General features: G+C 69.6%; 25 protein-coding genes and 1 tRNA gene. 15 read left to right on the forward strand and 11 right to left on the reverse strand.

Annotated features, from left to right (window positions below; translation table 11 throughout):
• Window positions 1-17 precede the first annotated feature (17 nt).
• The 3 genes from IW256_RS14660 (at window position 18) to IW256_RS14670 (ending at window position 3,476) form a co-directional block, all read left to right on the forward strand.
• Complete coding sequence (locus tag IW256_RS14660; RefSeq protein ID WP_197011503.1) at window positions 18-1,514, forward strand: NAD-dependent succinate-semialdehyde dehydrogenase; 1,497 nt, start codon at window positions 18-20, stop codon at window positions 1,512-1,514.
• A gap of 152 nt (window positions 1,515-1,666) precedes the next feature.
• Entirely contained in the window at window positions 1,667-3,064 is a 1,398-nt protein-coding gene (locus IW256_RS14665; protein ID WP_197011504.1) for an aspartate aminotransferase family protein, read from the forward strand.
• Between the two features lie 34 nt (window positions 3,065-3,098).
• Window positions 3,099-3,476, forward strand: a complete 378-nt coding sequence (locus IW256_RS14670; RefSeq protein ID WP_197011505.1) for a tRNA-binding protein — start codon at window positions 3,099-3,101, stop codon at window positions 3,474-3,476.
• Window positions 3,477-3,576: 100 nt separating this feature from the next.
• Here the strand turns inward: IW256_RS14670 and IW256_RS14675 are convergent, their stop codons facing one another.
• The 8 genes from IW256_RS14675 to IW256_RS14710 form a co-directional block, all read right to left on the reverse strand.
• Window positions 3,577-4,626: a LacI family DNA-binding transcriptional regulator gene (locus IW256_RS14675; RefSeq protein WP_231403783.1), complete on the reverse strand. Its 1,050-nt coding sequence runs from the start codon at window positions 4,624-4,626 to the stop codon at window positions 3,577-3,579.
• Window positions 4,627-4,638: 12 nt separating this feature from the next.
• Window positions 4,639-5,574: an alpha/beta hydrolase fold domain-containing protein gene (locus IW256_RS14680; RefSeq protein WP_197011507.1), complete on the reverse strand. Its 936-nt coding sequence runs from the start codon at window positions 5,572-5,574 to the stop codon at window positions 4,639-4,641.
• Complete coding sequence (locus IW256_RS14685) at window positions 5,571-6,710, reverse strand: serine hydrolase domain-containing protein (RefSeq protein ID WP_197011508.1); 1,140 nt, start codon at window positions 6,708-6,710, stop codon at window positions 5,571-5,573. Before IW256_RS14685 ends, IW256_RS14680 begins: the two co-directional genes overlap by 4 nt.
• Window positions 6,710-7,786 (reverse strand): oligopeptide/dipeptide ABC transporter ATP-binding protein, encoded by a 1,077-nt coding sequence (locus IW256_RS14690; RefSeq protein ID WP_197011509.1) that lies wholly within the window; start codon window positions 7,784-7,786, stop codon window positions 6,710-6,712. The genes IW256_RS14685 and IW256_RS14690 overlap by 1 nt, the downstream gene beginning before the upstream one ends.
• Window positions 7,783-9,750 (reverse strand): dipeptide/oligopeptide/nickel ABC transporter permease/ATP-binding protein, encoded by a 1,968-nt coding sequence (locus IW256_RS14695; RefSeq protein WP_197011510.1) that lies wholly within the window; start codon window positions 9,748-9,750, stop codon window positions 7,783-7,785. Before IW256_RS14695 ends, IW256_RS14690 begins: the two co-directional genes overlap by 4 nt.
• On the reverse strand, window positions 9,747-10,688 hold the full coding sequence (locus IW256_RS14700; RefSeq protein ID WP_197011511.1) for an ABC transporter permease: 942 nt from the start codon (window positions 10,686-10,688) through the stop codon (window positions 9,747-9,749). The genes IW256_RS14695 and IW256_RS14700 overlap by 4 nt, the downstream gene beginning before the upstream one ends.
• 91 nt (window positions 10,689-10,779) lie before the next feature.
• Window positions 10,780-12,375, reverse strand: coding sequence for an ABC transporter substrate-binding protein (locus IW256_RS14705; RefSeq protein WP_197011512.1), 1,596 nt, complete (start codon window positions 12,373-12,375; stop codon window positions 10,780-10,782).
• 193 nt (window positions 12,376-12,568) lie between these two features.
• Window positions 12,569-12,913: an NAD(P)-binding domain-containing protein gene (locus IW256_RS14710; protein ID WP_197011513.1), complete on the reverse strand. Its 345-nt coding sequence runs from the start codon at window positions 12,911-12,913 to the stop codon at window positions 12,569-12,571.
• Window positions 12,914-13,308: 395 nt separating this feature from the next.
• Here IW256_RS14710 and IW256_RS43075 point away from each other — a divergent pair, with 395 nt between their 5' ends.
• The 3 genes from IW256_RS43075 (at window position 13,309) to IW256_RS14725 (ending at window position 14,646) form a co-directional block, all read left to right on the forward strand.
• Window positions 13,309-13,701, forward strand: coding sequence for a winged helix-turn-helix transcriptional regulator (locus IW256_RS43075; protein WP_197011514.1), 393 nt, complete (start codon window positions 13,309-13,311; stop codon window positions 13,699-13,701).
• A 183-nt stretch (window positions 13,702-13,884) separates the two neighbouring features.
• Complete coding sequence (locus IW256_RS42710) at window positions 13,885-14,001, forward strand: DUF1330 domain-containing protein (RefSeq protein ID WP_307829396.1); 117 nt, start codon at window positions 13,885-13,887, stop codon at window positions 13,999-14,001.
• A 222-nt stretch (window positions 14,002-14,223) separates the two neighbouring features.
• On the forward strand, window positions 14,224-14,646 hold the full coding sequence (locus IW256_RS14725; RefSeq protein WP_197011515.1) for a hypothetical protein: 423 nt from the start codon (window positions 14,224-14,226) through the stop codon (window positions 14,644-14,646).
• 315 nt (window positions 14,647-14,961) lie between these two features.
• On the opposite strand, the gene IW256_RS14730 is transcribed toward IW256_RS14725, so the two are convergent.
• The 3 genes from IW256_RS14730 to IW256_RS14740 all read right to left on the reverse strand — a co-directional run bounded on the left by IW256_RS14730 (window position 14,962) and on the right by IW256_RS14740 (window position 17,597).
• Window positions 14,962-15,183, reverse strand: a complete 222-nt coding sequence (locus IW256_RS14730) for an HNH endonuclease (protein ID WP_197011516.1) — start codon at window positions 15,181-15,183, stop codon at window positions 14,962-14,964.
• Between the two features lie 304 nt (window positions 15,184-15,487).
• On the reverse strand, window positions 15,488-17,107 hold the full coding sequence (locus tag IW256_RS14735) for a TROVE domain-containing protein (RefSeq protein ID WP_197011517.1): 1,620 nt from the start codon (window positions 17,105-17,107) through the stop codon (window positions 15,488-15,490).
• A 420-nt stretch (window positions 17,108-17,527) separates the two neighbouring features.
• Window positions 17,528-17,597 (reverse strand) — tRNA-OTHER (locus tag IW256_RS14740).
• Window positions 17,598-18,361: 764 nt separating this feature from the next.
• Here IW256_RS14740 and IW256_RS14745 point away from each other — a divergent pair.
• From IW256_RS14745 to IW256_RS14780, 9 genes are all read left to right on the forward strand, one after another.
• Window positions 18,362-18,700, forward strand: coding sequence for a YciI family protein (locus IW256_RS14745; protein WP_197011518.1), 339 nt, complete (start codon window positions 18,362-18,364; stop codon window positions 18,698-18,700).
• On the forward strand, window positions 18,697-19,863 hold the full coding sequence (locus IW256_RS14750; protein WP_197011519.1) for an RNA polymerase sigma factor: 1,167 nt from the start codon (window positions 18,697-18,699) through the stop codon (window positions 19,861-19,863). Before IW256_RS14745 ends, IW256_RS14750 begins: the two co-directional genes overlap by 4 nt.
• A 21-nt stretch (window positions 19,864-19,884) precedes the next feature.
• Window positions 19,885-20,007 carry a hypothetical protein gene (locus IW256_RS42215; protein ID WP_269217930.1) on the forward strand — a complete coding sequence of 41 codons (123 nt, stop codon included), beginning with the start codon at window positions 19,885-19,887 and terminating at the stop codon, window positions 20,005-20,007.
• Window positions 20,008-20,422: 415 nt separating this feature from the next.
• Window positions 20,423-20,866, forward strand: a complete 444-nt coding sequence (locus tag IW256_RS14755; protein ID WP_197011520.1) for an ester cyclase — start codon at window positions 20,423-20,425, stop codon at window positions 20,864-20,866.
• 100 nt (window positions 20,867-20,966) lie between these two features.
• On the forward strand, window positions 20,967-21,338 hold the full coding sequence (locus IW256_RS14760; RefSeq protein ID WP_197011521.1) for a DoxX family protein: 372 nt from the start codon (window positions 20,967-20,969) through the stop codon (window positions 21,336-21,338).
• Complete coding sequence (locus tag IW256_RS14765; protein WP_197011522.1) at window positions 21,335-21,643, forward strand: hypothetical protein; 309 nt, start codon at window positions 21,335-21,337, stop codon at window positions 21,641-21,643. Before IW256_RS14760 ends, IW256_RS14765 begins: the two co-directional genes overlap by 4 nt.
• Before the next feature lie 158 nt (window positions 21,644-21,801).
• Window positions 21,802-22,257 carry a nuclear transport factor 2 family protein gene (locus IW256_RS14770; RefSeq protein ID WP_197011523.1) on the forward strand — a complete coding sequence of 152 codons (456 nt, stop codon included), beginning with the start codon at window positions 21,802-21,804 and terminating at the stop codon, window positions 22,255-22,257.
• 653 nt (window positions 22,258-22,910) lie between these two features.
• The gene (locus tag IW256_RS14775; RefSeq protein WP_197011524.1) at window positions 22,911-23,612 is read left to right on the forward strand and encodes a hypothetical protein; all 702 of its coding nucleotides are present in this window, start codon (window positions 22,911-22,913) and stop codon (window positions 23,610-23,612) included.
• Window positions 23,613-23,773: 161 nt separating this feature from the next.
• Window positions 23,774-24,178, forward strand: a complete 405-nt coding sequence (locus IW256_RS14780) for a site-specific integrase (RefSeq protein ID WP_197011525.1) — start codon at window positions 23,774-23,776, stop codon at window positions 24,176-24,178.
• Window positions 24,179-24,305 lie beyond the last annotated feature (127 nt).

The following is a 24,305-nucleotide window of genomic DNA, read 5'->3' on the forward strand; positions in this document are numbered from 1 at the left end:
CCGCTTGGAGAAACGACATGGCCGATATCGAGACCGACGTCATCGCCGGCGTCCCGACACAGCTGCTGATCAACGGCCGGTGGACGGCGGCGGCCGACGGCCGCGAGTTCGGTGTGAATGATCCCGCCACGTGCGCGGAACTATGCCGGGTCGCCGACGGTGGCGCAGCCGACGGCGCACGGGCGGTCGACGCCGCGGCGGCAGCGCAGTACTCCTGGGCGCGCACCGCGCCGCGTACGCGCAGCGAGATCCTGCGCAGGGCGTATGAGCTGCTCGTGGAGCGCACCGACGACCTGGCCAGGCTGGTGACCTTGGAGATGGGCAAACCGCTCGCCGAGGCGCGGGGTGAGGTGACCTACGCCGCCGAGTTCTTCCGCTGGTTCGCCGAGGAGGCCGTCCGCATCGACGGCGGCATGACGACCACACCCGACGGCCGCAACCGGATCATGGTGATGCGGCAGCCGGTCGGCCCCTGCATGCTCATCACGCCCTGGAACTTCCCGCTGGCCATGGGCACCCGCAAGATCGGCCCGGCCGTGGCGGCCGGCTGCACCATGGTCCTCAAGCCCGCCCCCCAGACCCCGCTGTCCAGCCTCGCTCTGGCCGGCATCCTCCAGGAGGCCGGCCTGCCCGACGGCGTCCTCAACGTCATCACCACCACCCGTGCCGCGGAGGTCGTCGAGCCCGCCCTGCGAGGCGGAAGGATCCGCAAGCTGTCGTTCACCGGCTCGACCGCCGTCGGCCGGCTGCTGCTGTCCCAGTGCGCGGACACGGTGATCCGCACCTCCATGGAACTGGGCGGCAACGCCCCCTTCATCGTCTTCGAGGACGCCGACCTCGACGTGGCCGTCGAAGGCGCGATGACGGCGAAGATGCGCAACATGGGGGAGGCGTGCACGGCGGCCAACCGCTTCTACGTCCACCACTCCGTGGCCGACGCGTTCGCCGAGCGCCTGGCCTCGCGCATGGCCGCGCTCACCGTCGGCCCCGGGACCCGGGACGGCGTACAGGTCGGTCCGCTCATCGACGCCGCCGGCAAGCAGAAGGTCGCCGCACTCGTCGAGGACGCCGTGGCCAAGGGCGCCAAGGTCATCGCCGCCGGTGCGGCGCCCCAGGGCGTGGGCCACTTCTACCCCCCGACCGTGCTGACCCAGGTGAGTGCCGACAGCGACATGCTGACAAGCGAGATCTTCGGTCCCGTCGCCCCCGTCATCGCCTTCGACGACGAGGCCGAGGTGGTCCGCCTGGCCAACGACACCGACTGGGGACTCGTCGGCTACGTCTTCACCCGGGACCTCGACCGTGCCCTGGAGGTCGGCGAGCGCCTGGAGGTGGGCATGGTCGGCCTCAACACCGGTCTGGTGTCCAACCCGGCCGCGCCGTTCGGCGGCGTCAAGCAGTCGGGGCTCGGCAGGGAGGGCGGCCGCGTCGGCATCGACGAGTTCCTCGAGTACAAGTACATCGCCATACCGCGTCTTCAACGCGTCTCCTCGACTGCGCCGTCCGTGACCTGACGCGCTCCAGCGAGGACTGACCGAACACCCGTCCCTACGACACCTGGGCAGTGCGACTCGCTGTTGCCCGCCCATGGCGTGTGCTCGGTGGAACGTGCTTCCCCTTGGGTTCGCACGACTTCGTGCGCCCGACCACCCCTTCTGGAGGCCCCATGCCCGACGATCCAATCCTCACGACCTCCGCCGCCCGGCTGCAGGCGGCAGCTCGGGATCATCTGTTGTTGCACTTCGGCCAGCACGCGAATCTGCGCAACGGCCAAGGCGTCTTCCTGCCCGAGAGGGCCGAGGGCGTGTATGTCCACGACGCCGTCGGTAAGCGGTACATCGACGGCTTGTCCGCCCTCTTCTGCGCGCAGCTCGGCTACTCCTACGGAGCCGAGTTCGCCAAGGCGGCGGAGCAGCAGATGCTGCGCCTGCCGTTCAGCACGCTCTGGAACACCGCGCACCCCGCCGCGATCGAACTGGCCGAACGTCTCGCCACGCTGGCGCCTGACGGCATCAACCGTGTCTTCTTCACCTCCGGTGGCTCGGAATCGGTGGAGTCCGCGTGGAAGCTCGCGCGCATGTACCACGTGGCGCAGGGCCGACCGCAGCGCACGAAGGCCATCGCACGCCGTACCGCGTACCACGGCCTGACGATGGGGGCGCTGGCCCTGACCGGAATCCCCGCACTCAAACAACCCTTCGGCGCACAGGCCTTCGAGGTCTCCCACGCCCCCAACACCAACCGCTACCGCACCACCGACGCCGACGAAGCCGCTTTCAACCAGCGGCTGCTGGCCGAGACCGAGGCCGAGGTGCTGCGGGCCGGCCCCGACACGGTCGCCATGCTGATCGCCGAACCGGTTCAGAACGCCGGAGGCTGCTTCACCGCCCCGGCCGGCTACTGGGCGGGGCTGCGCGCGATGGCCGACCGCTACGGGTTCCTGCTCGTCGCCGACGAGGTCATCACCGGTTTCGGTCGCCTGGGCGAGTACTTCGCTGTGGCGAAGCACGGCGTGGCGCCGGACATGATCACCACGGCCAAGGGGCTCACCTCGTCCTACGCCACGCTCGGCGCCGTCCTCGTGGCCGACAAGGTCGCCGAACCGTTCTACGACGACGGCGTCACACTCCTCCACGGGCTCACCTTCGCCGGCCACCCCGTTGCGGCGGTCACGGCCGCGACCAACCTCGACATCTTCGAGCGGGACGGCGTCCTCGACAATGTGCGCGACCTGAGCGGTCACCTGGAGATGCGCCTGCGGGAACTCGCCGAGCTGACCATCGTCGGCGACGTCCGCGGCGACGGCTTCTTCTGGGCCCTCGAACTGGTCGCCGGACCCGACGGGCAACGTCACGCCACCGACCGGAAGAACGAGTTGGTCCGAAGGTTCCTGCCGACGCGCATGCGGGATCTCGGGCTGCTGGCCCGCGTCGACGACCGCGGTGACCCCGTCGTACAGATCGCTCCGCCCTTGGTGGCCACTCGGGAGGAGCTCGACGAGATCGTCGACCTCCTGGCCCAGGCCCTGACTGACGCCGATCGCCATTTCATCCACGGAAACTGACCCCTCACCGTCCCTCTTCGATAAGGACCAGCCGATGACCGCGATTCCCTCCACAGACCCGGCCGCCAAGGCGTCCGCCAAGCCGCCCGCCTCTCCCGACCAGTTCTTCGCCGTCGACATCCGCGTCGGCCGGATCACCGAGGTCGAGGCCTTTCCCGAGGCTCGCAAACCGGCCTGGAAGCTGACGGTCGACTTCGGCCCGATCGGCACGCTCCGCACCAGTGCGCAGGTCACCAACTACAGCAGGGAAGAGCTGCTGGGGCGGCCCGTCGTCGGAGCGGTCAACCTGGGCGCCAAGCGCATCGCGGGCTTCCGGAGCGAGTTCCTCGTGCTGGGGGCGCAGGACGAGGACGGCACCATCCACCTGCTGGATCCCGGAACCGCCCCTCGCCCTGGCGACATCATCTGCTGACATTGCCGCCGGCCCGCGCCTCCATGTTCCGGCATCGACACCGGTCTCGTCCGGACCCGTCTGGGCCAGGAGTTCCCGGGCAGGGGCCGCACGGGATGTATCAGGGAGGCGGGGCGGTCGAGGAACGCACGATCAGTTCCGTCGCGCAGTGCTCGGCCACCGCGGAGTGCCGGCCGCCGTCGATGAACCCGATCGCGAGCGAGATGGCCTTGAAGCCCATCTCGAACATCGGCTGCCGGACCGTCGTGAGCGCCGGGGCCAGGTGCTTGGCGAACGTGTCGTCGAACCCGACGATCGACAGTTCGTCCGGGACGCGGCGGCCCTCACGGTAGAGGCTCTGGAGAGCCCCTGCGGCCAGCATGTCAGATGCCGCGACGACGGCCGTGAGACCGGGAGCCTGGCGTAGCAGCCGCTCCATGTACGAGGCACCGGTCTCGACCCCGCCCCAGCCACCCTGCTCCCGGGGATACGGGCCTGCCACGATCCACGAGTCCTCCGGCGGCTGCCCCGCGCGTTGGAGCGCGTCGCGGTAGGCGGTGAAGCGCTCGCGGACGACCGACTGGGCGTCGTCGGCCGGTGCCGTGCCGGCGATCGGTTCACCGATGTAGCCGATCCGCCGGTGCCCGAGCCCGATCAGGTGCTCGGTCGCTTCGGTGGCGCCCGCGTAGTTGTCCACGACGACGGACGCGGCGCCGGGGCAGAGCCGGCGCTCGATCTCGACCGCCGTGATCCCCGCTTCGAGCGCGAGTTCGACGTTGGCGCGGCTCACCGCCGTGGTGAAGACCACGCCGTCCACACGCCTGCGCAGCAGCGCCTCGACACTCTCGTGCTCGCGCTCGGCGTCGCCCCGCGCGTTGAAGAACAGGACGTTGAAGCCCTGCTCGGCCGCCGCCTGCGCCGCGCCGAACGCGACCTGGGCCACGAAGGGGTTCGACATCGCGCCGTGCAGGATGAGCCCCAGCGACATCGTCTTCCGGCGGCGCAGTTCCTGAGCGACGACGTTGAGGCGGTATCCGCTCTCGCGGAGCGCCTCCTCAACGCGTTGACGGGACTCGGCCGAGACATAGCCGTTGTTGTGGAGGACGCGCGAGACCGTCGCTGTGGACACCCCGGCACGGGCTGCAACGTCTTTGATCCGAACCTCACGCATGGCGCCCCGAGTCTATTCCCTCACGGAGATCGCGCCGTTGAGCGCATCCCCTATCCGGCAGGCGGCGTCGCGCGCATCGGGGAGGGCCTCCAGCAGGTTGATGAACCCGTGGACCTGCCCGGCATAGTCATGCAGCCGTACGTCAACGCCGTCGCGTTCAAGGCGCTCGGCATAGAGCTCGTTCTCCAGACGCAGCAGGTCATGTTCGGCTGTGAGAATGAGGGCGGGCGCCACGCCCGCCAGCGAGCCGGCGCGCATGGGTGAGGCGTCCGCGGTGGCCCGAGCGGTCATGTCGGGGACGAAGGTCCGCCAGATGTACCGCAGGCTTTCCAGCGACAGCGTCGCGAAGTCCGGCGCGCCGAAGAACGTCGCGTAGCGCTCGACGAAGCCGTCGCGGTAGGGCGCGTCCATATCGGCGTCGAGGACGGCGTACACCAGGACCTGAAGGGCCAGCGGCAGGCCCGCGTCGCGGGCCCGCAGCGCGACGGCCGCCGCCAGGTTCCCGCCGGAGCTGTCGCCGCCGACCGCGGCCGTGCCGAAGCGCCGGGCCGCCCACCGCGTCGCGGCCCACGCGTCGTCGGTCGCCGCCGGGTACCGGTGCTCGGGCGCGAGCCGGTAGTCGACCGAGAGGACCGCGCATCGCGCGCGGTTGGCGACGGCGGTCAGCATCGCGTCGTAGCAGCCGGGGTCACCGATCATCCAGGCGCCGCCGTGCAGCCACACGAACACGCCACCCTCCTCGTCCGCGGGCCGGTAGAGGCGGGCCGGGACGCCGCCCGCCGACACCTCGCGCACGTCGGCGACCTGCTCGGCGGCGCCCGCGAAGCGGCGCGCGTCCTCCCTCATCTCTGCGCGAAGCACCGCGACCTCGCGTTCCCACATCGGCCCGCGCGCGGGAAGCGCCCGCAGGTAGGCGGCGGCCTGCGGCGACGGCACCGGCTCGCTCATACGGACGCCCCTTCCCCGGCCAGCGCGGTGTGGAGCGCGTCGAGCAGGTCGTCGCCGCGGCGATCGGCCGGGTCGTCGCGCATCAGGTTCATCGCGTAGGAGAAGCCGATCCCTTGCGCCGGCCATCGCCCGTGCCGGGAGCCGCCGGAGCCGCCATGGCCGAAGGCGTCCTGCGGCGGCCCGAGCGCGAGGTTCTCGGTCTGGAGCTGGAACCCGACGCCGAACGCGGTGGGCGTTCCCAGGATCGGGTCGAACCGGACGCTGATCGGGGTGGCCCCCAGTGCGAGCGTCTCCGGTGAGAGCACACGGTCGAGGCCGGCGTAGAAGCGGGCGATCGAGCGGGCGGTGCCGATGCCGTTCGAACTGGGCACCTCCGCCCGCTGCCAGGCGGGCTCGTTCCAGGGGAAGCTTTCGGGGACGTACCTCGGCGGATTGCCGAACACGCTCGTGCGGAGCGGGTCGCTCTCCGGTGGCGCGGTGCCGTCCGAGGCACCCCATCCGGGTGCCTGCTCGACCCGGGAGACCCGCGGCAGTTCGTTCTCGGGAAGCCCGATCCAGAGGTCCAGGCCCAGCGGCGCGGCGATCTCCTCCGCGAACACCCGGCCGACGGTACGTCCGTCGGCGCGGCGGATCAGCTCGCCGGCCAGCCAGCCGAAGGTCGCCGCGTGGTACGTGGCGCCGGCCCGCGGGTCGTCGCTCTGCCGCTGCCCGGCCAGCAGGGCGGCCATGCGCCGCCCGTCGGTCGCCTCCCGCCATGTCACCGGCTTGTCCAGCCCCGGCAGCCGGGCCGTGTGGGCGACGATGTCGCGGACGAGCACCGACTCCTTGCCGGCCGCCGCGAACTCCGGCCAGTACCGCGCCACGGGAACGTCGAGTTCGAGCCGGCCGCGGTCGATGAGCAGGAGCAGGACGGACGCGACCATGCCCTTGGTGCCGGAGAAGATGATCTGCAGGGTGTCCGCGGTCCAGGGCCGCCGGGTCCGGGAGTCGGCGACGCCGCCCCACAGGTCGACGAGCGTCTCCTCACCCCGGGACACGGCGAACGCCGCCCCGATCTCGCCGCGTTGGGCGAAGTTCCGCCGGAACGCCTCGGCCACGCCCTCGAAGCCGGGCGCCACGCGCCCCTCGATGTTCATCAACACGTACCTTTCCTGGCCGGCGCGGGACGCGCCGCGTCATCGGCCGGCTCGGTGCTCGACCGCTCTTGGTGCCGTTCGGGAGAGCGCTCCTGGCGCCACTCGGGGAAGCGGTGGCACGCCACGCTCCCGACCGTGCCGTTGCTCCGTGGCTCGGGCGGCTCGGCGGTACAGCGCTCGACCGCGTGCGGGCAGCGCGGGGCGAACGGGCAGCCGGTGCCCTCGGAGCCGGCGATCGGTTCCAGCGCGGGCGTGCGGGCCTCGGCGGCGGCCTGGCGGCGAAGGCGCTGCCGGCGGGGGTCGGGGATCGGTGCCGCCTGATGAAGGGCATGGGTGTACGGGTGGCCGGGTGCCTCGGCGATCTCGCGTGCCGGGCCGGATTCCATCACCGATCCCCGGTACAGCACCACGACCCGATCGCTCATCTGCCGCACGACCTCAAGGTCATGCGAGATGAACAGGTAACTGAGCCCCGAACTCGCCTGGAGCTCGCGCAGCAGATTGATGATCTGCGCTTGCATCGACAGGTCCAGGGCGCTCACCGCCTCGTCGCAGATCACCAGCCGGGGCGACGGCATCAGCGCCCGCGCGATCGCGATGCGTTGCCGCTGGCCGCCGGAGAACTCCCTCGGCAGGCGGTCGGCCGCGTCGGCGGGCAGATGGACGCGCTCCAGCATCTCGGCGACACGGGCGGCGATCATCTTGCGGTCGCCGCCCCTGGTGAACGCCTCCAGCGGCTCGGCGAGCGTGCGCCCGATCGTCCGGGCCGGATTGAGGCTGCCGTACGGGTCCTGGAAGACGATCTGCACGTCCCGGTACAGCCGTCGCCGTTCCTTGAAGCGCAGTCCTGCGATCTCGCGCCCATCGAAGCGCACGGAACCCGCGGCGAGCGGGGTCAGGCCGAGGATCGCGCGCGCCACCGTGGACTTGCCCGAGCCCGACTCGCCGACGAGCGCCACGGTCTCGCCGCGTCCCACGTCGAAGCCCACCCGGTCGAGGGCGCGGACGGTGCCGCGTCCGCGTCCGTAGTCCACCGACACGTCACGGACCTCCAAGAGCGGTTCGCGATCGCTCATGACCGCACCTCCTCGACGAGCAGCCGGTCGGTGCGCAGGCAACGGGACAGCCGCCCTTCCCCGACGTCGGCGAGCGGGATCGGCGCCGCCGTACAGTCCCGGCCGGCCAGCGGGCACCGCGCGGCGAACCGGCAACCACGCGGCCAGTCCGCCGGCGCCGGGACCTGGCCGGGCATGGCGAGCAGCGGCTCTCCGTCGGCGGCCAGCGACGGATGCGACCTCAGCAGGCCGCGCGTGTACGGGTGGAGCGGGCGGTCGTAGACGTCCTCGACCGCGCATTCCTCCACGATCTGCCCCGCGTACATCACGAGCGTCCGGTCGCACAGGTCGGCGACCACGCCCCAGTCGTGGGTGATGAGCAGGATCGCCATCCCGGTCTCTCCCTGCAGGCGGCGCAACAGCCCGAGCACCTCCGCCTGGACGGTGACGTCGAGGGCCGTGGTGGGCTCGTCGGCGATCAAGAGGCGTGGCCGTCCGGCCAGCGCGAGCGCGATGGCGACGCGCTGCGCCATCCCGCCGGAGATCTCGTGCGGGCAGGACGCGGCGACGCGGACGGGGTCGCGGATCTCGACCATGGCGAGGAGTTCCAGCGCGCGGGCACGGGCCGCGGCACGGCCGGCGCCGTCATGATGGGCGACGACCTCCTCCATCTGCCGGCCGATCGTGACCATCGGGTCCAGCGCGGCCTGCGGTTCCTGCGAGATGTACGCCAGGGCGGATCCGCGCAGCAGGTCGAACGTCCGCCCGGGGAGCCGGAGCAGGTCGCGGTCTCCCTCGATGACCTCCCCGCCCGTGCGGAGCAGGCCGCGCGGCAGCAACCTCAGCAGCGCGAGCGCCGTCACGCTCTTGCCGCACCCGGATTCACCGACCAGGCCCACCGTCTCACCGGGCATCACGTCGAAGCCGACCCCGTCCACGAGCAGGGTCTCCCGATCGCCGTCCGCCAGTGCCACCGAGAGGCCGCGGACCGTCAGGACCGGGCTCTCACGGCGGGGGGTTCCGGATCGCGGTACGGGAGGCGGCTCGGCGGGCCGGGCCTGGCGACGCCCGCCCGCCCCGGCACCGGCAGGCTTACCGCCAGGGCCTCCTCCCACCGCGGCATCGCGGATCGTGTCGCCGAGCAGGCCGAACGCGACGATCGTGATCGCGATGACCATGCCGGACGGCCACAGCAGCCATGACTGCTGCTGGATGACGGTGGACGCCTCGGCGACCATGCCGCCCCACGTCGGCGCCGTGGGATCGGCGGTGAGGCCGAGGTAGGCCAGCCCCGTCTCGAAGAGGAGCGCGTAGGCGGCGAAGATCGTCGCCTGTACGATGACGGGCCCGCGCACGCGCGGCAACACGTGCCGGGCGATGATCCGCGCGTGCGACAGGCCGGCGACGCGGGCCGCGGTGATGTACGGCTCCTCCCGCACCTTCAGCGCGGCGCCGCGGACCACGCGCAGCACCCCCGGCGCGCCGAGCAGGCCGAACGTCACCATGGCCGCGTCCTGGTTCTGCGGGAGCACGGCGAGCACGACCAGCACCAGGATGATCGCGGGAATGGCCATGACGACGTCCGACAGCCGCCCGAGCAGCTGGTCGACGAGCCGGCCGGCGTAGCCGGCGACCAGTCCGAGCGGCACGCCGACGATGAGGACGGCGGCCACGCCCTCGGCGACCGAGAGGAACGTGCGCCGGCCGCCGAACAGGATCCGGCTCAGCACGTCGCGGCCCAGCGTGTCGGTGCCGAGCGGGTGCCCGGCGCTCGGTCCGGCGAGCACGTTCGCCAGGTCCTGCGCGCGCGGATCATGGGGCGCGATCAGCGATGCGCCAACGCACGCGAGGACCAGGAGGTTCAGCACGAGGAGCGCCACCAGCCCGGCCGGGCGCGCGGCGAGTCCACGCCACCACGCCCCTGGCCGGCGCGACCTCCTCCGGCGCGACCGCTCGTCGAGCCGACGATCGAGGCCGGCGCTCATGACACCCTCATCCGCGGGTCGAGCCAGCCGTACGCGAGATCCACGACCAGGTTGGCGGCGATGACGAGGACCGTGAAGTACACGGCGACGCCCTGGATGAGCGGAAGGTCGTGCTGGCCGGTGGCCTGCACCGCCATACCGCCGAGTCCCGGCATCGCGAACACCGTCTCGACGAGGACGGTGCCGCTCAACGCGCCGACGAACACCACGCCGGCGACCGTGACCACGGGCACCCCGGCGCTGCGCAGGGCGTGTCGCAGGACGACCGAGCGCCGTGGCAGGCCGGTCGCGCGCAACGTCCGTACGAAAGGCCGGTCCAGTACGTCGAGCATCGCGTCGCGCGTCTGCTTCGCGACGACCGCGACGCCCGGGACGGCGAGCGTGACCACGGGCAGGACCAGGCCCCGGAACCAGTCCGCCGGCGATTCGGCGAACGGCACGTGCCCCGTCGCCGGGAACAGCGGGATCGCCACCGCGAACCACGTCACCAGGATGAGCCCGAGAAAGAAGTTCGGCACGGCCAGGCCGGCGAGCGAGATCACGTCGACGAGGCGGCCCAGGCTCCGCGAGCGCAGCGCCGCGACGATGCCGAGCGCCACGCCGATCAGCGCCGCGACCAGCGTGGAACCGACCGCCAGCGCCAGGGTGACGCCGAGCCGGTCGTTGAGCAGCGACGTCACCGGCTGCCGGCTGAGGAGGGAGGCGCCGAGGTCGCCCCGCACCGCGCTCACCAGCCAGTCCCAGTAGCGCACGTGGAGGGGGTCGTCGAGCGACAGCGAACCGCGCAGCTCGAGGTACTGCTCCTCGGTGCCGTTCGCGCCCACGACCGTCCGCGCCACATCGCCGGGGATGAGGGCCGCGAGGAGGAACGTGAGCGTCGGCACGATCAGCAGCAGCGGCAGCGAGAGCGCGAGACGCCGGGTGATCAGACGCAGCATTCCCACCCTCCGTCCGGCGCGCCGGGGGCGCCCGCCATGAACACCGTGGCCTCCTGGGGGGTGATCGTCAGGGATCGTGTCGTCGAACCCGTCATGAGGCCGGCCTGATCTCCGCGGCGTTGATCACGTTGCGCTCGGGCGTGGCGTCGACGCCCGTCACCTCCGAACGGTGGAGTACCACCAGCGGCGTGGCCACCACCGGCGCGAACCATGCCTGGGCGACCGTCTCGGCCTGCATCCGCCGCGCGATGCCCGGCACCTTCTCGGACGAGGCCGCGGCGAGCTCGCGGTTGAGCGCCGCGAGCCTCTCGTTCGACGTCTTGTACGGATTGAACAGAGCCGCGTCGGGGCCCCAGAGCATCTGATAGAGGATCGCAGCGGGGAGCCGGCCGAAACTGAGCGTCCCGGCCGGGTACGTTCCGCTGGACAGGTCCTTCATGTAGTCGGAGACGTTGGCCTTCACGTCCAGCTTGAGCCGGATGCCGACCTTCTCCAGCTGACCCGCGAGCGCCTGGGCGAGCCGGTCCTGTCCGACGGCCGCCACCGAGACGGTCCGCAGCTCGAAGCCTCCGCCGTAGCCCGCCTCCGCCAGCAGGCCCTTCGCCTTCGCGACGTCGTACGGGTAGTTCCGATCCAGCGCTTCGTCGTAGCTGTCGTCGCCGGGCGCCGCCATCTGGGCGGTCGCCCTGCCGTGGCCGGCGCCGACCACGGCGGCCAGCGCCTTCCGGTCGATGGCGTGGTTGATCGCCTGCCGGACGCGCACGTCCGCCAGCGGACGCGCCACCTTGCCGTCGCGGTCCATCAGAGAGAGACCGAGCAGGAGCGTGAGCGGTTCGACGTGCTTCAGCCCCGCCTTGCGTGCAGGGTCGAGGCTGGCCACAGGCTGGTCCTTGGCGACCTGCACCTGGCCCGTCCGGAGCGCCTGGAGCGCGGCCGTGGGACTCGCCATCGTCTTGATGACGATCTTCTTCCACCGCACCCTGGCCTTGTCGTAGTGGTGCGGGTTCGGGACGTAGGTGTAGTGGTCACGGGCGACCGTGGCGCTGGGGTCGAGCATGTACGGGCCGGTGCCCGCGGTCATCGTGGAGAGCGTGCCGGACTTGACGGCGGCGGGGCTTCCTATCAACCCCATGCCCAGGATCTGGCTGAAGGTGAGTTCCAGAAGCGGGGTGGGGCGGCTGAAGTTCAGCCGGACGGTCCTCGGGTCGTCGACGTCGACCGAGCGCAGGGACTTCAGGTACGTCGTCGCGCGCCCGCCCGGGAGCGTCAGCGCGTGGTCGATCCACTGCTTGACGGCCTCGGCGTCCAACGGTGTCCCGTCGCTGAACCTCACCCCGGAGCGGAGGGTGATCGTGAAGCTCTCGTTGCGCGGTCCGTACGACCACCGTTCGGCGAGGCCCGGCGTGAACGACCCGTCCGGTGCCTGGACGATGAGCGGGTCGTAGGCCAGGTTGAAGTGGTCGCTGTTCTCGTTGGCGCCGGTCGCGGGATCGAGGCTCGGCGGAAAGCCCGGCGTCGCGATCGTGAGGGTCGTCCGCGCCTGCCCGCCCCCCGTGCCCCCGCCGCCGCATCCCGCCACCCCGGCCGCCACCGCGGCCGCGACGGCCACGCCACGTCGAGCCCGCTGCCACCGGCCCGTCCGGCGCACCCGGCCGGGCGCGAACGGGGCCGTCTCGCTTCGCTGCATCGCTCTCTCCTTCGCCCTCCCATGAGGAATGTGTAATCGATAACACATGCCTGTTACCTGCGTCAATGAGAGTGACGTCCGGTACGGCCACGCCCACCGGCATCTGCCGCGGCGAACCGCCGGGCCGAGGGCGGCCGGCCCCGCGCGCCCGGCGACCACCGCTACCTGGCCGAGTGCCGGCCCACCGGAGCGATCACGCCACCGTTCCGGGCGTCCCAAAGGCCCGCCGCGCGGAGTTGCTCCCGCCTACGATGACGCCCCGCCGGCCGTGGAAAGGCTCGGAGCCGCGGTAGCTGACGGTGTGCAGCTGTCGCCCCAGGTAGAGGTCGCGGCCGGGGGAGTACGGCAGGTAGGGGCGCCACCAGGTGCCGGTCGCGCTGATCACGCGGCGGACGTGCCAGGGGCCACGGTCGGTGTAGACGCGGATGGAAGTCCCGGCACGCCCAGTTCTTCGGCGCTCGCGTGCGACGAACCACTCGGCGGGATCGTCGTCCAGGGGCAGCCACCAGAAGGTCTCCCCGCTGGAGAACGCCCCCACAGCAGCGGCTCCGGGAGGTCCTCCTCCAGCGACTCCGGACGTCGTGGCGCTCCTTCTCGTCGTCCCTGAGCCGCCCAGTCCTCGGGAAAGGGCCCGTCGGGAAAGTGCGCCTCCCACCGCACGTCGCCGCCGACCACGCCGACAACCGGCCTTTTATGTCCATGGACCCCCGTCATAGACATCGATGGCTTCCAACAGACGAATGGCTATACGTACGCGGGCAACAATCCTGTTACTCATGGTGACGCCACAGGACTATGCATGCACCAACTCATCTGGATGCCAAAATGCTACCCATCGAATCCTGTGAAAGAACTGACTGAATATAAATCCTCCATCATCGGAGCCGCGGGAGCTGGCTATTATGGATCGGCGGGAGGGGGTAAGAGCCGGGCTTGGCTGCACTGCGACGTGTCTCGTCCAGCGTGCTGTCCCAGAGGCTTGGTGAATTGACCGAGGCGGGCATCGTCCAACGAGCGGAACGCGGCTACGTCCTGACCGCGGACGGCGAAGACCTCGCCGAGGAGTTCCTGCGCCTCAGTCATTGGGCGGACCGCTGGGCAACCCACCTTAAGGAGCACGCGGGTCCCAACTGGCCGACGTCGTGGCCGAGTGTCCCTTTTGGGTGGCGCCACGTTGGTCGTGGCGACTCCGTAGCTGTGTGGAAACGGCGAGTAACCCGGCCCCTGTTCGATCAGCGCTTCTCTATTCGAAGCACTCGGGGTAGACTGGCCGGCATGCCTCTCAATTTGAAGCGGCTGCGTCTGGCTCCCGTCGAGCCGCCGTAGGAAATCGGGCCCGCCGGAGCCCTGAAATCGCGGGGCCGCTCATCACCTTGTTCCGAGTGTGCGCGTAGCGGCCGGACGGGGCCACGGGCATCCACCCTGGGGCGGATAAGAACCGCCACGGAGGTGAAGAAGAGCGCCTATGCCCTCGCCCACCTGCACCCACGGCCGCCGTTACATGACGAGGTGTTCACCTACTTCGAACGGATCCAAGAGAGCCTGGACCCGTTCGGCGGCCGCTTTCTCGTCCACGGAACCGGACCGGAGGTGCTTGAGGCCCACTGGCGGGGAGTTACGTCGTGATCGAGTTCCCCGATATGGACAAGGCAGGGTCCTGGCATGCCTCGGAGACCTACCAGGCGATCCTGCCCATGCGGGCCAACCACATCAAAGGGACCTGCTCCAGGGCGTCCCTCCCAACTACGCCGCCGCCACCGGCAAGGCCATGCGTGCGGCACAGAACGACTGAACTCTCGTCGACACTCCAACCTAAGCGAAAAACCAGCCTCTGGAGGAGCAGCGGTCATGATGGATACCAACTCTGGCAACTTTTTATTCGACATCTGGCTGCGGCGGCCGGTGCTGTCCTCAGTGTTGGCCTTCTTGCCGCTACTGATCATGGCTCCGGGTATTCACCGCGTGGCCGCAGGCATGCCCGACCACAGCTGGGCGGCCGCCCTGGTCTTTGTAGCGGTCCCCTCATCGAGTGCGTTGACCTTCTTGATCTATCGCAAGAAGGTTCACCGAATACCACCGGGACAGATGATGGCACTGCTCTGGTCCTGGGGAAACCTTCCCCTGTTGTTCGCCATCGTCCTGGTGCTCTTCGGTGCGGCGACATGGTCTTTCTGGGTGGCGGTGATCGCGGTCGGCGTCCATCTCGGCTGGATGGCATGGATGGCGCCCAAGATCGGAGCTGCCCGAACCGAATCCGACCCGACGACCTGACGCCGCCCTTCGACCATGGTGCAGGGTCTCCTGGTCAGCGGGGCACTCTTGAACCGGCCGCATCCCGGAAGACTGGCCGCCCTCGGCAAGGCCGCCGCGAACCGGGGCCGCCTCCGTCACGCCCCACCTGTACCGGAATCAGGTGGGGCGTCAGGGGTTCGGGAGCTGCGGGAGGCTCGGCGATCGACTCGATCGATGAGCGGAGATGGGCCCGGTCCATGATGTGGACCGGGCCGATCCTCACAGCCACGGCCAGGCCGCGTCCTTCCCCGCCTCCAGGAGCGGGATCAGCGGGAACGCGACCCTTGCGCCTTGTCACAGGGCGGCATCAGGTACGTCCCCATACTGCTCAGTGATCTCGCGGGCGAACGCCAGAAGATCGCTTACCCGCTGCCCCTTCGGCTGCACCGATGACCGAAGCTCAAGATTCTCAGGCCGGTTGTCATCGCGGACTCCGTTCTTGTGATGCTCGTTCTCGATGCGGGGGATCAGCCGCCTGCCGAGAATCCCCTCCATCACCAGGCGGTGTTCGGGCACGCGCTTCCCGTTGACCCAGAAGATGCGGCATCCGTTCTGCAGGTTCCCGCGAGGCTTGTATCCCTCCAGTCCGTTCTTGCCTCTACGTAGCCGTTGATAGTGAAGGTGACAATTCCGCGCCCGCCGCCATGTCGGGGTCGTTCGCAGTACGGGTGGCGGCACGGTGTCCCCTCCCGCGTCCACTCGTACTCAGTATGAAGGGGATCACCGTGCTGTGCCCACCGACGGTGGTGCGTGCCGCACCAACCGCGCGCCTTGTGTGGGCGATCACATCCGTCAATTGAACACGCGGTCAGTCATAGGCTCAGTTCATCGAAGTCGTGCCGTCGTTTCGCTCCCATGGCCAGCAGGCAGACTTTCTCATCTCGATCAAGTCGATCAGTCTAAAAGCGGCGTCCGACAGGCCGCCGAAGGCGTGCCGGTTGCGCTCTCCGGACGGGCCGTGGCCGTACTGGTAGCCGGCCAGGTTCCAGGTGTAGACGGGCACGGTGGCCGGCACCTGCGCGGTCGGGTCGGTTCCGTGGTAGCCGCCCCCCGCCTGTTCGTCGGTGACGATCACGACGCGGTCGTGGCCGCGGTAGCTGGCCCGGACGGCCTCGGCGGTGTTGGTGCCGCCCATCGAGGTGAACCGCTCCAGCACCCGCAGCAGCGACTCGCCGCGGCGGACGTCGACGGGCCGGTGGCCGGTGCCGAACTCCACCAGGTCGGCCGAGACCGCGCGCATCGCCAGGGCTGCGCCGAAGATCGCCGCGCTGTCGGCGCGGTTGAGACCGGACTTGTTCGAGACGCGGCCGAACATGGAGCCGGACCGGTCGACCAGGACCAGCGTGCGGCCGGTCAGCCGCGGGACGTTGCCCAGCGAGTGGTTCAGCGCCTTTTCCAGAGCCCACGTCCACCGCACCGACGGCGCCGCGTTGTGGGCCGCCAGGAACCGGAACGGGAACATGCGCGAGCGCGCGATGACGTCGGGGTCGGCCAGCTTGGCCGCGACCCGCTCGGCCACCTCGTCGCTCACGTCCGCCTGGTCGAAGTTCCGCAGGTTCCGGACGAGCGCGAAGATGCCCATGCTCGGGATGATCGCCTCCCACGCCCGGGCGTCCATGGGGCCCTGGAGCCAGCCTGCGAGGGCCTCCCAGGTGATGCCCGCGCGCCGCAGCGTCTCGGGATCCTCCAGCACCTGCCGTCGCTCGTCGACCGGCATGGCCAGCAGCGCGCTTCGGCGGGTCAGCATCTCCAGCGACTCCGGGATCGGAGCGTCGGCCCGGCGGCGGCGCTCGACCGCGTACCCGAACAGGTCGTGCTGCCAGGGGCCCTGGAACCGGCCCGCCTGCGAGCTGCCCTTGCGGTCGCCCGCGTGGGTGAGATTGAGGATGTCGGCGAAGGTGAACCCGCGGCCCTCCGAGCTGCCCCACTTCACGTAGTTGAACTCCGTGCCCATGCGCAGCACGGCGTCGCCGATGCCGCGCTTGACGGGCTTGGGGATCGCGCGGCCGTGGGTGCTGATCCAGTAGGCGAGGGCCTCGCCGGGCTCGTCGGCGCGCCGCAGGACGCTCCTCACGAGCTGGCGGTTGCCGCCCTGCTCGCCTGCGACCAGGCGGGCCCGGACGGCCTCCAGCGCGCCGACCACGGAGGCGGAGCGCATGTTCGCCTCGGTGCGCAGCCACGGCAGGAAGCCGGTCATCCACGCGACGTCCTCCACGGCGGCCTGGTGGATCAGGTCACGGAAACGGTTGTCGCGGTCGCCGGCGGTCTCGTAGAAGGAGTTCTCGCCGACCATGTTCGCCACGGCCAGGAGGAAGAGCTCGGACTTGGCGTCGCGGGCGTGCCCGGGGGCGCCCTCGTGGGTGCGGCCGGTCGGGGCCGTCGCGGTCTTCACCGGGCTGGAGACGGCCGGGCGCGCGGTGCCGCGGTTGAACTTCGCCATGAGCAAGGCTCCTTCCAGCAGTGGAGGGAGCCTTGGAGGGGTTTCGCGGTGGGTGCCCGAGGTCAGAGTCGGCGACGGTCCGACACGTCCGCTGCTCTACCTGATTGAGCTACGCCTGCCCATTGGGCCGGCGGCGGGATTCGAACCCGCAACCCGCGGATTACCAAGGAAGTATCCGTTGCCTGCGCACCGGGCACCCCGCGAAGAATGTGCTCCCTCCCGAGATCGAGTCGGTGTACGGGAATGCCCGCCGCATCGGTTATTACTGGGGTTAGCGGCGGGGGATTCGAACCTCGAAGTACCCGTTCACCTGCGCACCGGGAGGTACGCGTATTCAGTTGTCATCAGAGGTCGCGCCCGAGATCAGAGTCGGCTGAGGTGACGGTTAAGTGACCTAGGCCGCTGGTCGACGCCGGCCAGAACCGGCGGCGGGATTCGAACCCGCGTCTCTCCTTTGGAAGAGGAAGTAACCCCGTGCCTGCGCACCGGGCGCGCTCTGAAATTGTACCCCTTTCGAGGCCGGAGAGGGCCGCAGGATCTGTTTCTTGTTGCGACAGAAGTAACCCGTGGCCTTCGCACCGGAAGGGGCGTTGGTACAAGCCAAGCATGCTCGGTAAGGCGACTCAACCGAATAAAGGCGCTTTCAGGGCAGCGCGGCGGGTCCGTGGTCATGACGCCTTCGCCTCCCGGGCCGCCTGGCGGGCGAGGACGTCACCGAGCTGATACGTCGGGATGACGGGTCGGCGGATCCGGCCCTCGGCTGAGCGGCCGTTGGGCTTGGGTGATGCCCCGGCTCCCCGCGGCTGCGATTCTGCCCATCAGCAACGAGCGCTGACCACCACCGTCCACGTCAACGGGGGCAAGGGACACGGCGGCCCGGACGACGGATACGGCCTCGGCATTCGAGAATTCAAGCTCACGAAGGGCTGCTCGTTCTGGGGCCACGGTGGCATGAGCCCCGGCTCAGCCTCCAGGACGGTGGCCACCGCCGACGGCCGGCGCGTCCTCACCATGGACGCGGCCGTCCTCGTGTGGCGTCTCGTTCGCGCTGCGTACCGAGACCCGGTGGGAGCTTCCTCCCGCGAAGTGACGGTTGGCTCGGGAACGACATGCTGACCGCGGCGGGGGAGCGGGTGGACCCGCACCAAATTGGCGACGAGCCCTGGGAGCGCCGGAATTCGGAGCATCGGTGGTGTCCCATGTGCGGCTGCTCGTTCGTCATAGGGGTGAGAGTCCAATGCCCTGGAGGTTGCGATGCAGTACGCCCTGTTGATCTACGTCGAGCCCGGCTCCCATGACGGGTTGTCCGCTGCGGACCGTGACGTGGTCAACGCCGACTATCGTGCGCTGGCCGATGACGGCCGCTGCGTCGTCCACGCGCAACTGCAGTCGGTCGAGACGGCGACCAGTGTGCGCGTGGTCGGGGGACGGACGCTGATGACCGACGGTCCGTTCGCGGACACCAAGGAGGTGCTCGGCGGAATCGGCCTCATCGAGGCGGCCGACCTGGACGAGGCGCTCGAGCTGGCCGCGAGCATCCCCGCCGCCCGGCTCGGCGGCACGGTTGAGATACGGCCGTTGGTCCGGCCGTGAGCGTGCTCGAGGAGACCTTCAGGGAGGAATGGGGCCGGGTACTGGCCTCGCTGGTCGGGTTTCTGGGTGATTTCGACAAGGCAGAGGACGCCGCGCAGGAGGCGTTCGCGATCGCGGCGGAGCGCTGGTCGGTGTCGGGCGTGCCGGACAACCCGGGTGCGTGGCTGGTGACGACGGCCCGCAACAGGGCGATCGACCGGATCCGCCGGGAACGCACCCTGGCCGAGAAGATCCCCCTGCTGACGGTGCCGGAGGCCGCTGCGATGGACGAGCTCGACGAGAGCGGGATCAAGGACGAACGACTCGAGCTGATCTTCACCTGCTGCCATCCGGCTCTGCCGCTGGAGGGGCAGGTGGCGCTTACGCTGCGGGCCCTGGGCGGCCTGGAGACCGCCGAGATCGCACGGGCTTTCCTCGTCTCCGAAGAGACCATGAAGCGCCGCCTGTCCCGAGCCAAGGCCAAGATCAAGGCGACCGGGATCCCGTTCGCGGTGCCCGGTGCACACGTGCTGGCGGACCGGCTCGATGCCGTGCTGGCCGTCATCTACCTGATCTACAACGAGGGCTACAGCGGTCGGATCGACCTCGGCGACGAAGCCATCCACCTCGGAGGAGTGCTCGCCGCGCTCATGCCGGACGAGCCGGAGGCACATGGACTGCTCGCCCTGATGATGATCCACCAGGCCAGGCGGCAGGCCCGGTTCTCCGGCGACGATCTCGTGCTGCTCGAGGATCAGGACCGTTCGCTCTGGGACAAGCGCCAGATCGCGACGGGGCGGGCCGCGCTCGATCGGGCGATCGCCTTGGGCGGGCGCGGCTTCTACGTCGTCCAGGCCGCGATCGCCTCGTTGCAGACGCGAGCTCAGATCGATTGGACGCAGGTCGCCGCGATGTACCAGAGGCTGGTTGAACTCACCGGCTCGCCGGTGGTCGAGCTCAACCGCGCCGCGGCGCTCGCCCAGGCCGGCGATCCCGCCACGGCACTGCGCGCGGTCGATGGCCTCGACCTGGACGGCTACCTCTACTTCCATTCGACCCGGGGCGAGCTGCTGCGGCGTCTCGGCCGCGACGGGGAGGCCAGATCCGCGTATCGCCGGGCGCTCGACCTGGCCACGTCACCCCCCGAGCGGAGGTTCCTGACCCGTCGCCTCGAACTTCTCTGACCCGGGTCGTCCCCTGGGCGCGTGTTCGTTCGTCGCCTGGATATGAGCGACTACTTCTCCCGCCTGCCACCCGAGTTGCGGAGCCGGACCGGCGTCTGCGTCCAGGCCATCCCGTGGTGGTCGGCGGCGGACGGCCGGACCTGAGGCGACGTCGGTGACATCCGCACCAATGCCACGCTCGTGGCATTGGCCGGTCTTGGCGGGCGGGCGGGGAGACCTGCGGATCCGTGACCTGTTCGATCAGCGGAACGCCACGTGCCGTCCGCCGCAGTGTTCCAACCGCCGTCCGGTCGAGTGGTCGCGGCAGCGCATGTTCCGGGGCCGTCGCGCTTCCGAACCGCCGGGTCGATACCGGAGGCGGCAACGGTTCACAGGCTGTGCCGCACCGCTCGTACGGACGAGTTCCCACAGTGGGCAGCGCCAAGGTGTCGATCAGCTTCGAGGGGCAGGCCGTCATCCGGGCCAGACCCGCCCGGACGGGCCGTCGCGCACCGGCGGCCAGATCTCACCGCGAGTCGTGGCCGCCACTGAAAGTTCATGGCGATCCGAGGAGAGACACATGTCAGAAGGCCCGACAGCAATCAACAAGGCGACGTGCCACCGCGGGACCCAGGCGGTCAACAGCGGTGATGCGGACCTCATCTCCACGACCTTCGACGAGGTCTTCGCCCCGGACGTTCTGATCCGCACTCCCTTGCCGATTGGAACGACGGGAGTCGAGGCGATCAAAGAGGTGTTCACCAAGCTCCTCGGCGCCTTTCCTGACCTGCACATCACGATCGAGGACGTGATCGCCGAGGGGGACAAGGTCGTCTCCAGGAACACCGTGAGCGGAACTCATCAGGGCGAGTACATGGGCATCCCGCCCACCGGAAAGGCCGTCACCTGGAAGGAGATCATGATCGTTCGATTCGAGGACGGGCGGATCACCGAGACCTGGGGGGTCGTCGACGTCCTGTCGCAGATGCGACAGCTCGGAGTGATCCCCGCAGGCCCCTCATGACCTGGCGGCGGAGAGCCTGAGAGTGGTCTCCGATGGCTCGCAGTCGCCAGCATTGAGAGGCCCGTGAAAAGCTTTTCACGCCAACCGGAAAGACCTTTTGATGAACGTGTTCTTGTGGATCGTTCAGGTGCTCTTAGCGGCCATCTTCGTCATGTCCGGCCTGGAGAAATTCACGCAGCCGAAGAACAAGCTGGCCGGCAAGTATGCCTGGGCGAAGGACGTCTCTCTGGCAACGCTGCGATTCATCGGTGTCACGGAACTGCTCGGAGCGATCGGACTGATCGTGCCGGCCGCGATCGGAATCGCCCCCGTCCTGACCCCGATCGCCGGGACCGGGCTGGCGATCTTGATGCTCCTGGCGGTGGCCATGCACATCCGTCGTAAGGAGCCGTCCGGAGTGCCGGTCACCGCCAGCTTGTTGGTGCTCGCCGCGTTCGTCAGCTGGGGACGTTTCGGTCCGTACGGCTGGTGACCGGCCCGACCACCACCGTGTACGCGATCACCAGCCTGAACGCCCAAGACGTCCGCCCCGCCGAACTGGCCCGGCACATCCGCGGCCACCGGCGGCTGGAAGCCCTGCACCACATCCGTGGCGTGACCTGGGCCGAAGAGGCCTCCCGCGTCCGCACCGGCCAAGCGCTCCGCGCCATGGCCGCCCTGAGCAACGCCGCCATCGCCCTCCACCACCCCATGGGCTGGACCAACCACGCCGAACCCTGCGACCACTACCGGACCCGCCCCGACCACGCACTCCAACTCCTCGGTCTCGCCATGTGAGAACGCATCAGTCCTGCCTCCGACGGTGGCCGCCACCCCACGGTGATCGCGGACAAAGGGCGCAGGCGATGTGGTGGGTGGCATGCCAACTCACATTCCGAGGGGCCGTGTAGTCGTACCACTGAGAAGAGCACTCAGCGACATCATGGAGGAAACAGATGAGTGACTTTGAGGCCATCGCCGACCGCGTCCAGATCGAGGCGCTGCGCGGCGAGCACTTCGACGCGCCCATGCTCGGCGACTACGACCGCTTCGCGTCGTTGTTCACCGAGGACGCGGTGTGGCGGCTCCCCTTCGCCAACGTCGAACTCGTCGGGCGGAAGAATATCCGCGTCGGGATCGAACGGCTTCAGCGTGCGTGGGAGTTCTGGGTGCAGAACTCGCACTCGGGCACGATTCAGATCGATGGCGACACCGCGACCGGCCGGGATTACGTCTTCGAGATCGGTCGCCAGCGCGACGGCAGGTCGGTCGTCATGTACGGCCTGTTCCACGACCGCTACCAGCGCACCCCGGACGGCTGGAAGTTCACCGAGCGCGTTCTCGAGCCCAGGTACCTCGACACCACTCCGCTGACGGGCGCACCGCCCCAGGGATCCTGGGACGACCACTAAAACTCCGCCAGGCTGGGTGATCACCATGGCTGGTTGGCGGCTTGCCGTTGATGGTGAACGTCGCCCATCGGTATCAGGAGCGCCGGCAGCGGACTTGCTCCGACTCGCCTTCTCCCACCTGGCAGCCGCGAGGCGGGCTTTCTGGAGGCTGACCTCTTGGGGGCCCGGTTCCCGCACCGCGCCAGCCACGTTGAAGCCCACCGGGTTCGGTGAAGTCCGTGCGGCAGCCGGGGAGAGCGGGGCCGCCGCCGCGAGATGGCAAACCATCTCGCGGTGGCTGGCCACCCTCACCAGTAACTACGGGCAACCCGCCGGCGACACGGCCCCCGACGCCTCCGACCTCGTGGTCCGGCTCGGCCGACTGCTCTTCGCCGACCCCGCCTGGTCACCAGGGCCTCGTGCGAGCTATCGAGTGAGACCGCCTGAAGTCCTGGCACCCACGCCCGCGCGGGCCGGCCTGATCGCGGCGACCACCCTCAAGGCCGTCGAAGGGTCGGGGCACGAGGCCAGGTGGACTGGGCGTCGGCGATCGTGGACGCCGCCGCCGTCCGCGCGAGAAGGGGACACGCTGACCGGGCCCAATCCGGTCGCTCGCGGCAAGAAGCATCCTCTAAGTTCCCCCACCAGAACGATCACCAGAGAGATGTGTCCCCATGACCGATCTGTACACCGTCTCCGTCGATACCGTGGAAGGCGCCACCCTCCGCGGGCGAGTCCACATCATCAACCCCGACGCCCCATACGTGCCCGAAGGCCGGACCTTCCCCGTGGGATTGATCTTCGAGACCTGGTTCCCAGCGGACATCGAGGCGCCCAGTCGCGCGGAGGTCGGCGAGGAGGACCCCATCGTCACCGCGCAGCGTCCCCAGATGGAGGCGATGATCCGACAGCGGCGAACGATACGCGTCAACGCGGACGGCCACCTCCTTTCATACGACGGTCGAACCCTGCTCGAACCGCGCCAGCATGCGGGCGATGTGCCCGGGAGGCGGATGGGACGCGACGAGATCTCCGAATACTTCACCGTGGCTGTGGACGGCCTGGAGGAGGTCTTTGTCCGCCATGCCTCTTCGATCGTCGCCAGCTACAAGGTCAGCCCGCTACGAAACGTTCCCATGGCCAGCGAGGTCATCCAGTTCAACGCCGGGGATCCGCTGACCGATGAGGAACTGGCGCAAGAGGAATTCGAGGAGGAAGAGGTGGATCTGCACCTCGACAGCATGGCATGGGAGCTGATCTGCGCCCGGCCGTTCGACGAACGCCCGTACGCCGACATCACCTTCACGGTGACTGACGCCCGCTACCTCAAACACTTGTCCCCCGGCCTCCGCTGGCGCACGGCGGTTTGGCGGTAACTGACAGCCTGGCGCGTCGGCCCGTGTGGGCAGCGCGTCGACGGCCAGTTGAAGGGCATACACCAGTCGTTTGTAGCCGGGGACGGGGCCGAGGTAGTGGTGGCCGGTCATGTGGCACCAGGCGGGCAGGTCAGGTGGGGTTGTGGAGCGGTGGCAACGACGTGCACCACGGTCCCGGCACCGCGCCGTCGACCTCCTTCCGCAGGCGCAGCAAGGCCCTGGTCCAGCTCAGGGCTCCGTCTGGTTCGAGGTGGGGGCTGGTCACGGTGGGGGAGTGGTTCACACACTGGCTGGCCACCCGAACGGGTGCGGCGTCCACCATCAGCGGATACGCGAGCCACGTTCGTCTCTACCTGGCCCTTTACGTGGGCATGGTGGTGCTGGCCGAGCTGTCGGTCTCGCACCTGCAGGCGATGTTCGCGCGCATCGCCCGCGAGCATCAGGCCCGGGGTACGCCGTTGGCGGCGGCCACCCTGAACCGGATCCGGGCGACGCTGCGTACCGCCCTCAACGCCGCCCTCCGCCGAGGGCCGGCCTCGGACAACCCAGCGGCCCGGATGGAATAGCAGCTTGCCCGGCGTCCACGGGCGGTGGTGTGGACCGCGGCCCGGGTCGAGCACTGGCAGCGGACAGGCGAGCGTGCGCCGGTCACGGTGTGGACGGCCGTGCAGACGGCCGAGTTCCTCGACGCCA

It is taken from the genome of Actinomadura viridis (genome assembly GCF_015751755.1).
GTDB lineage: Bacteria > Actinomycetota > Actinomycetes > Streptosporangiales > Streptosporangiaceae > Spirillospora > Spirillospora viridis.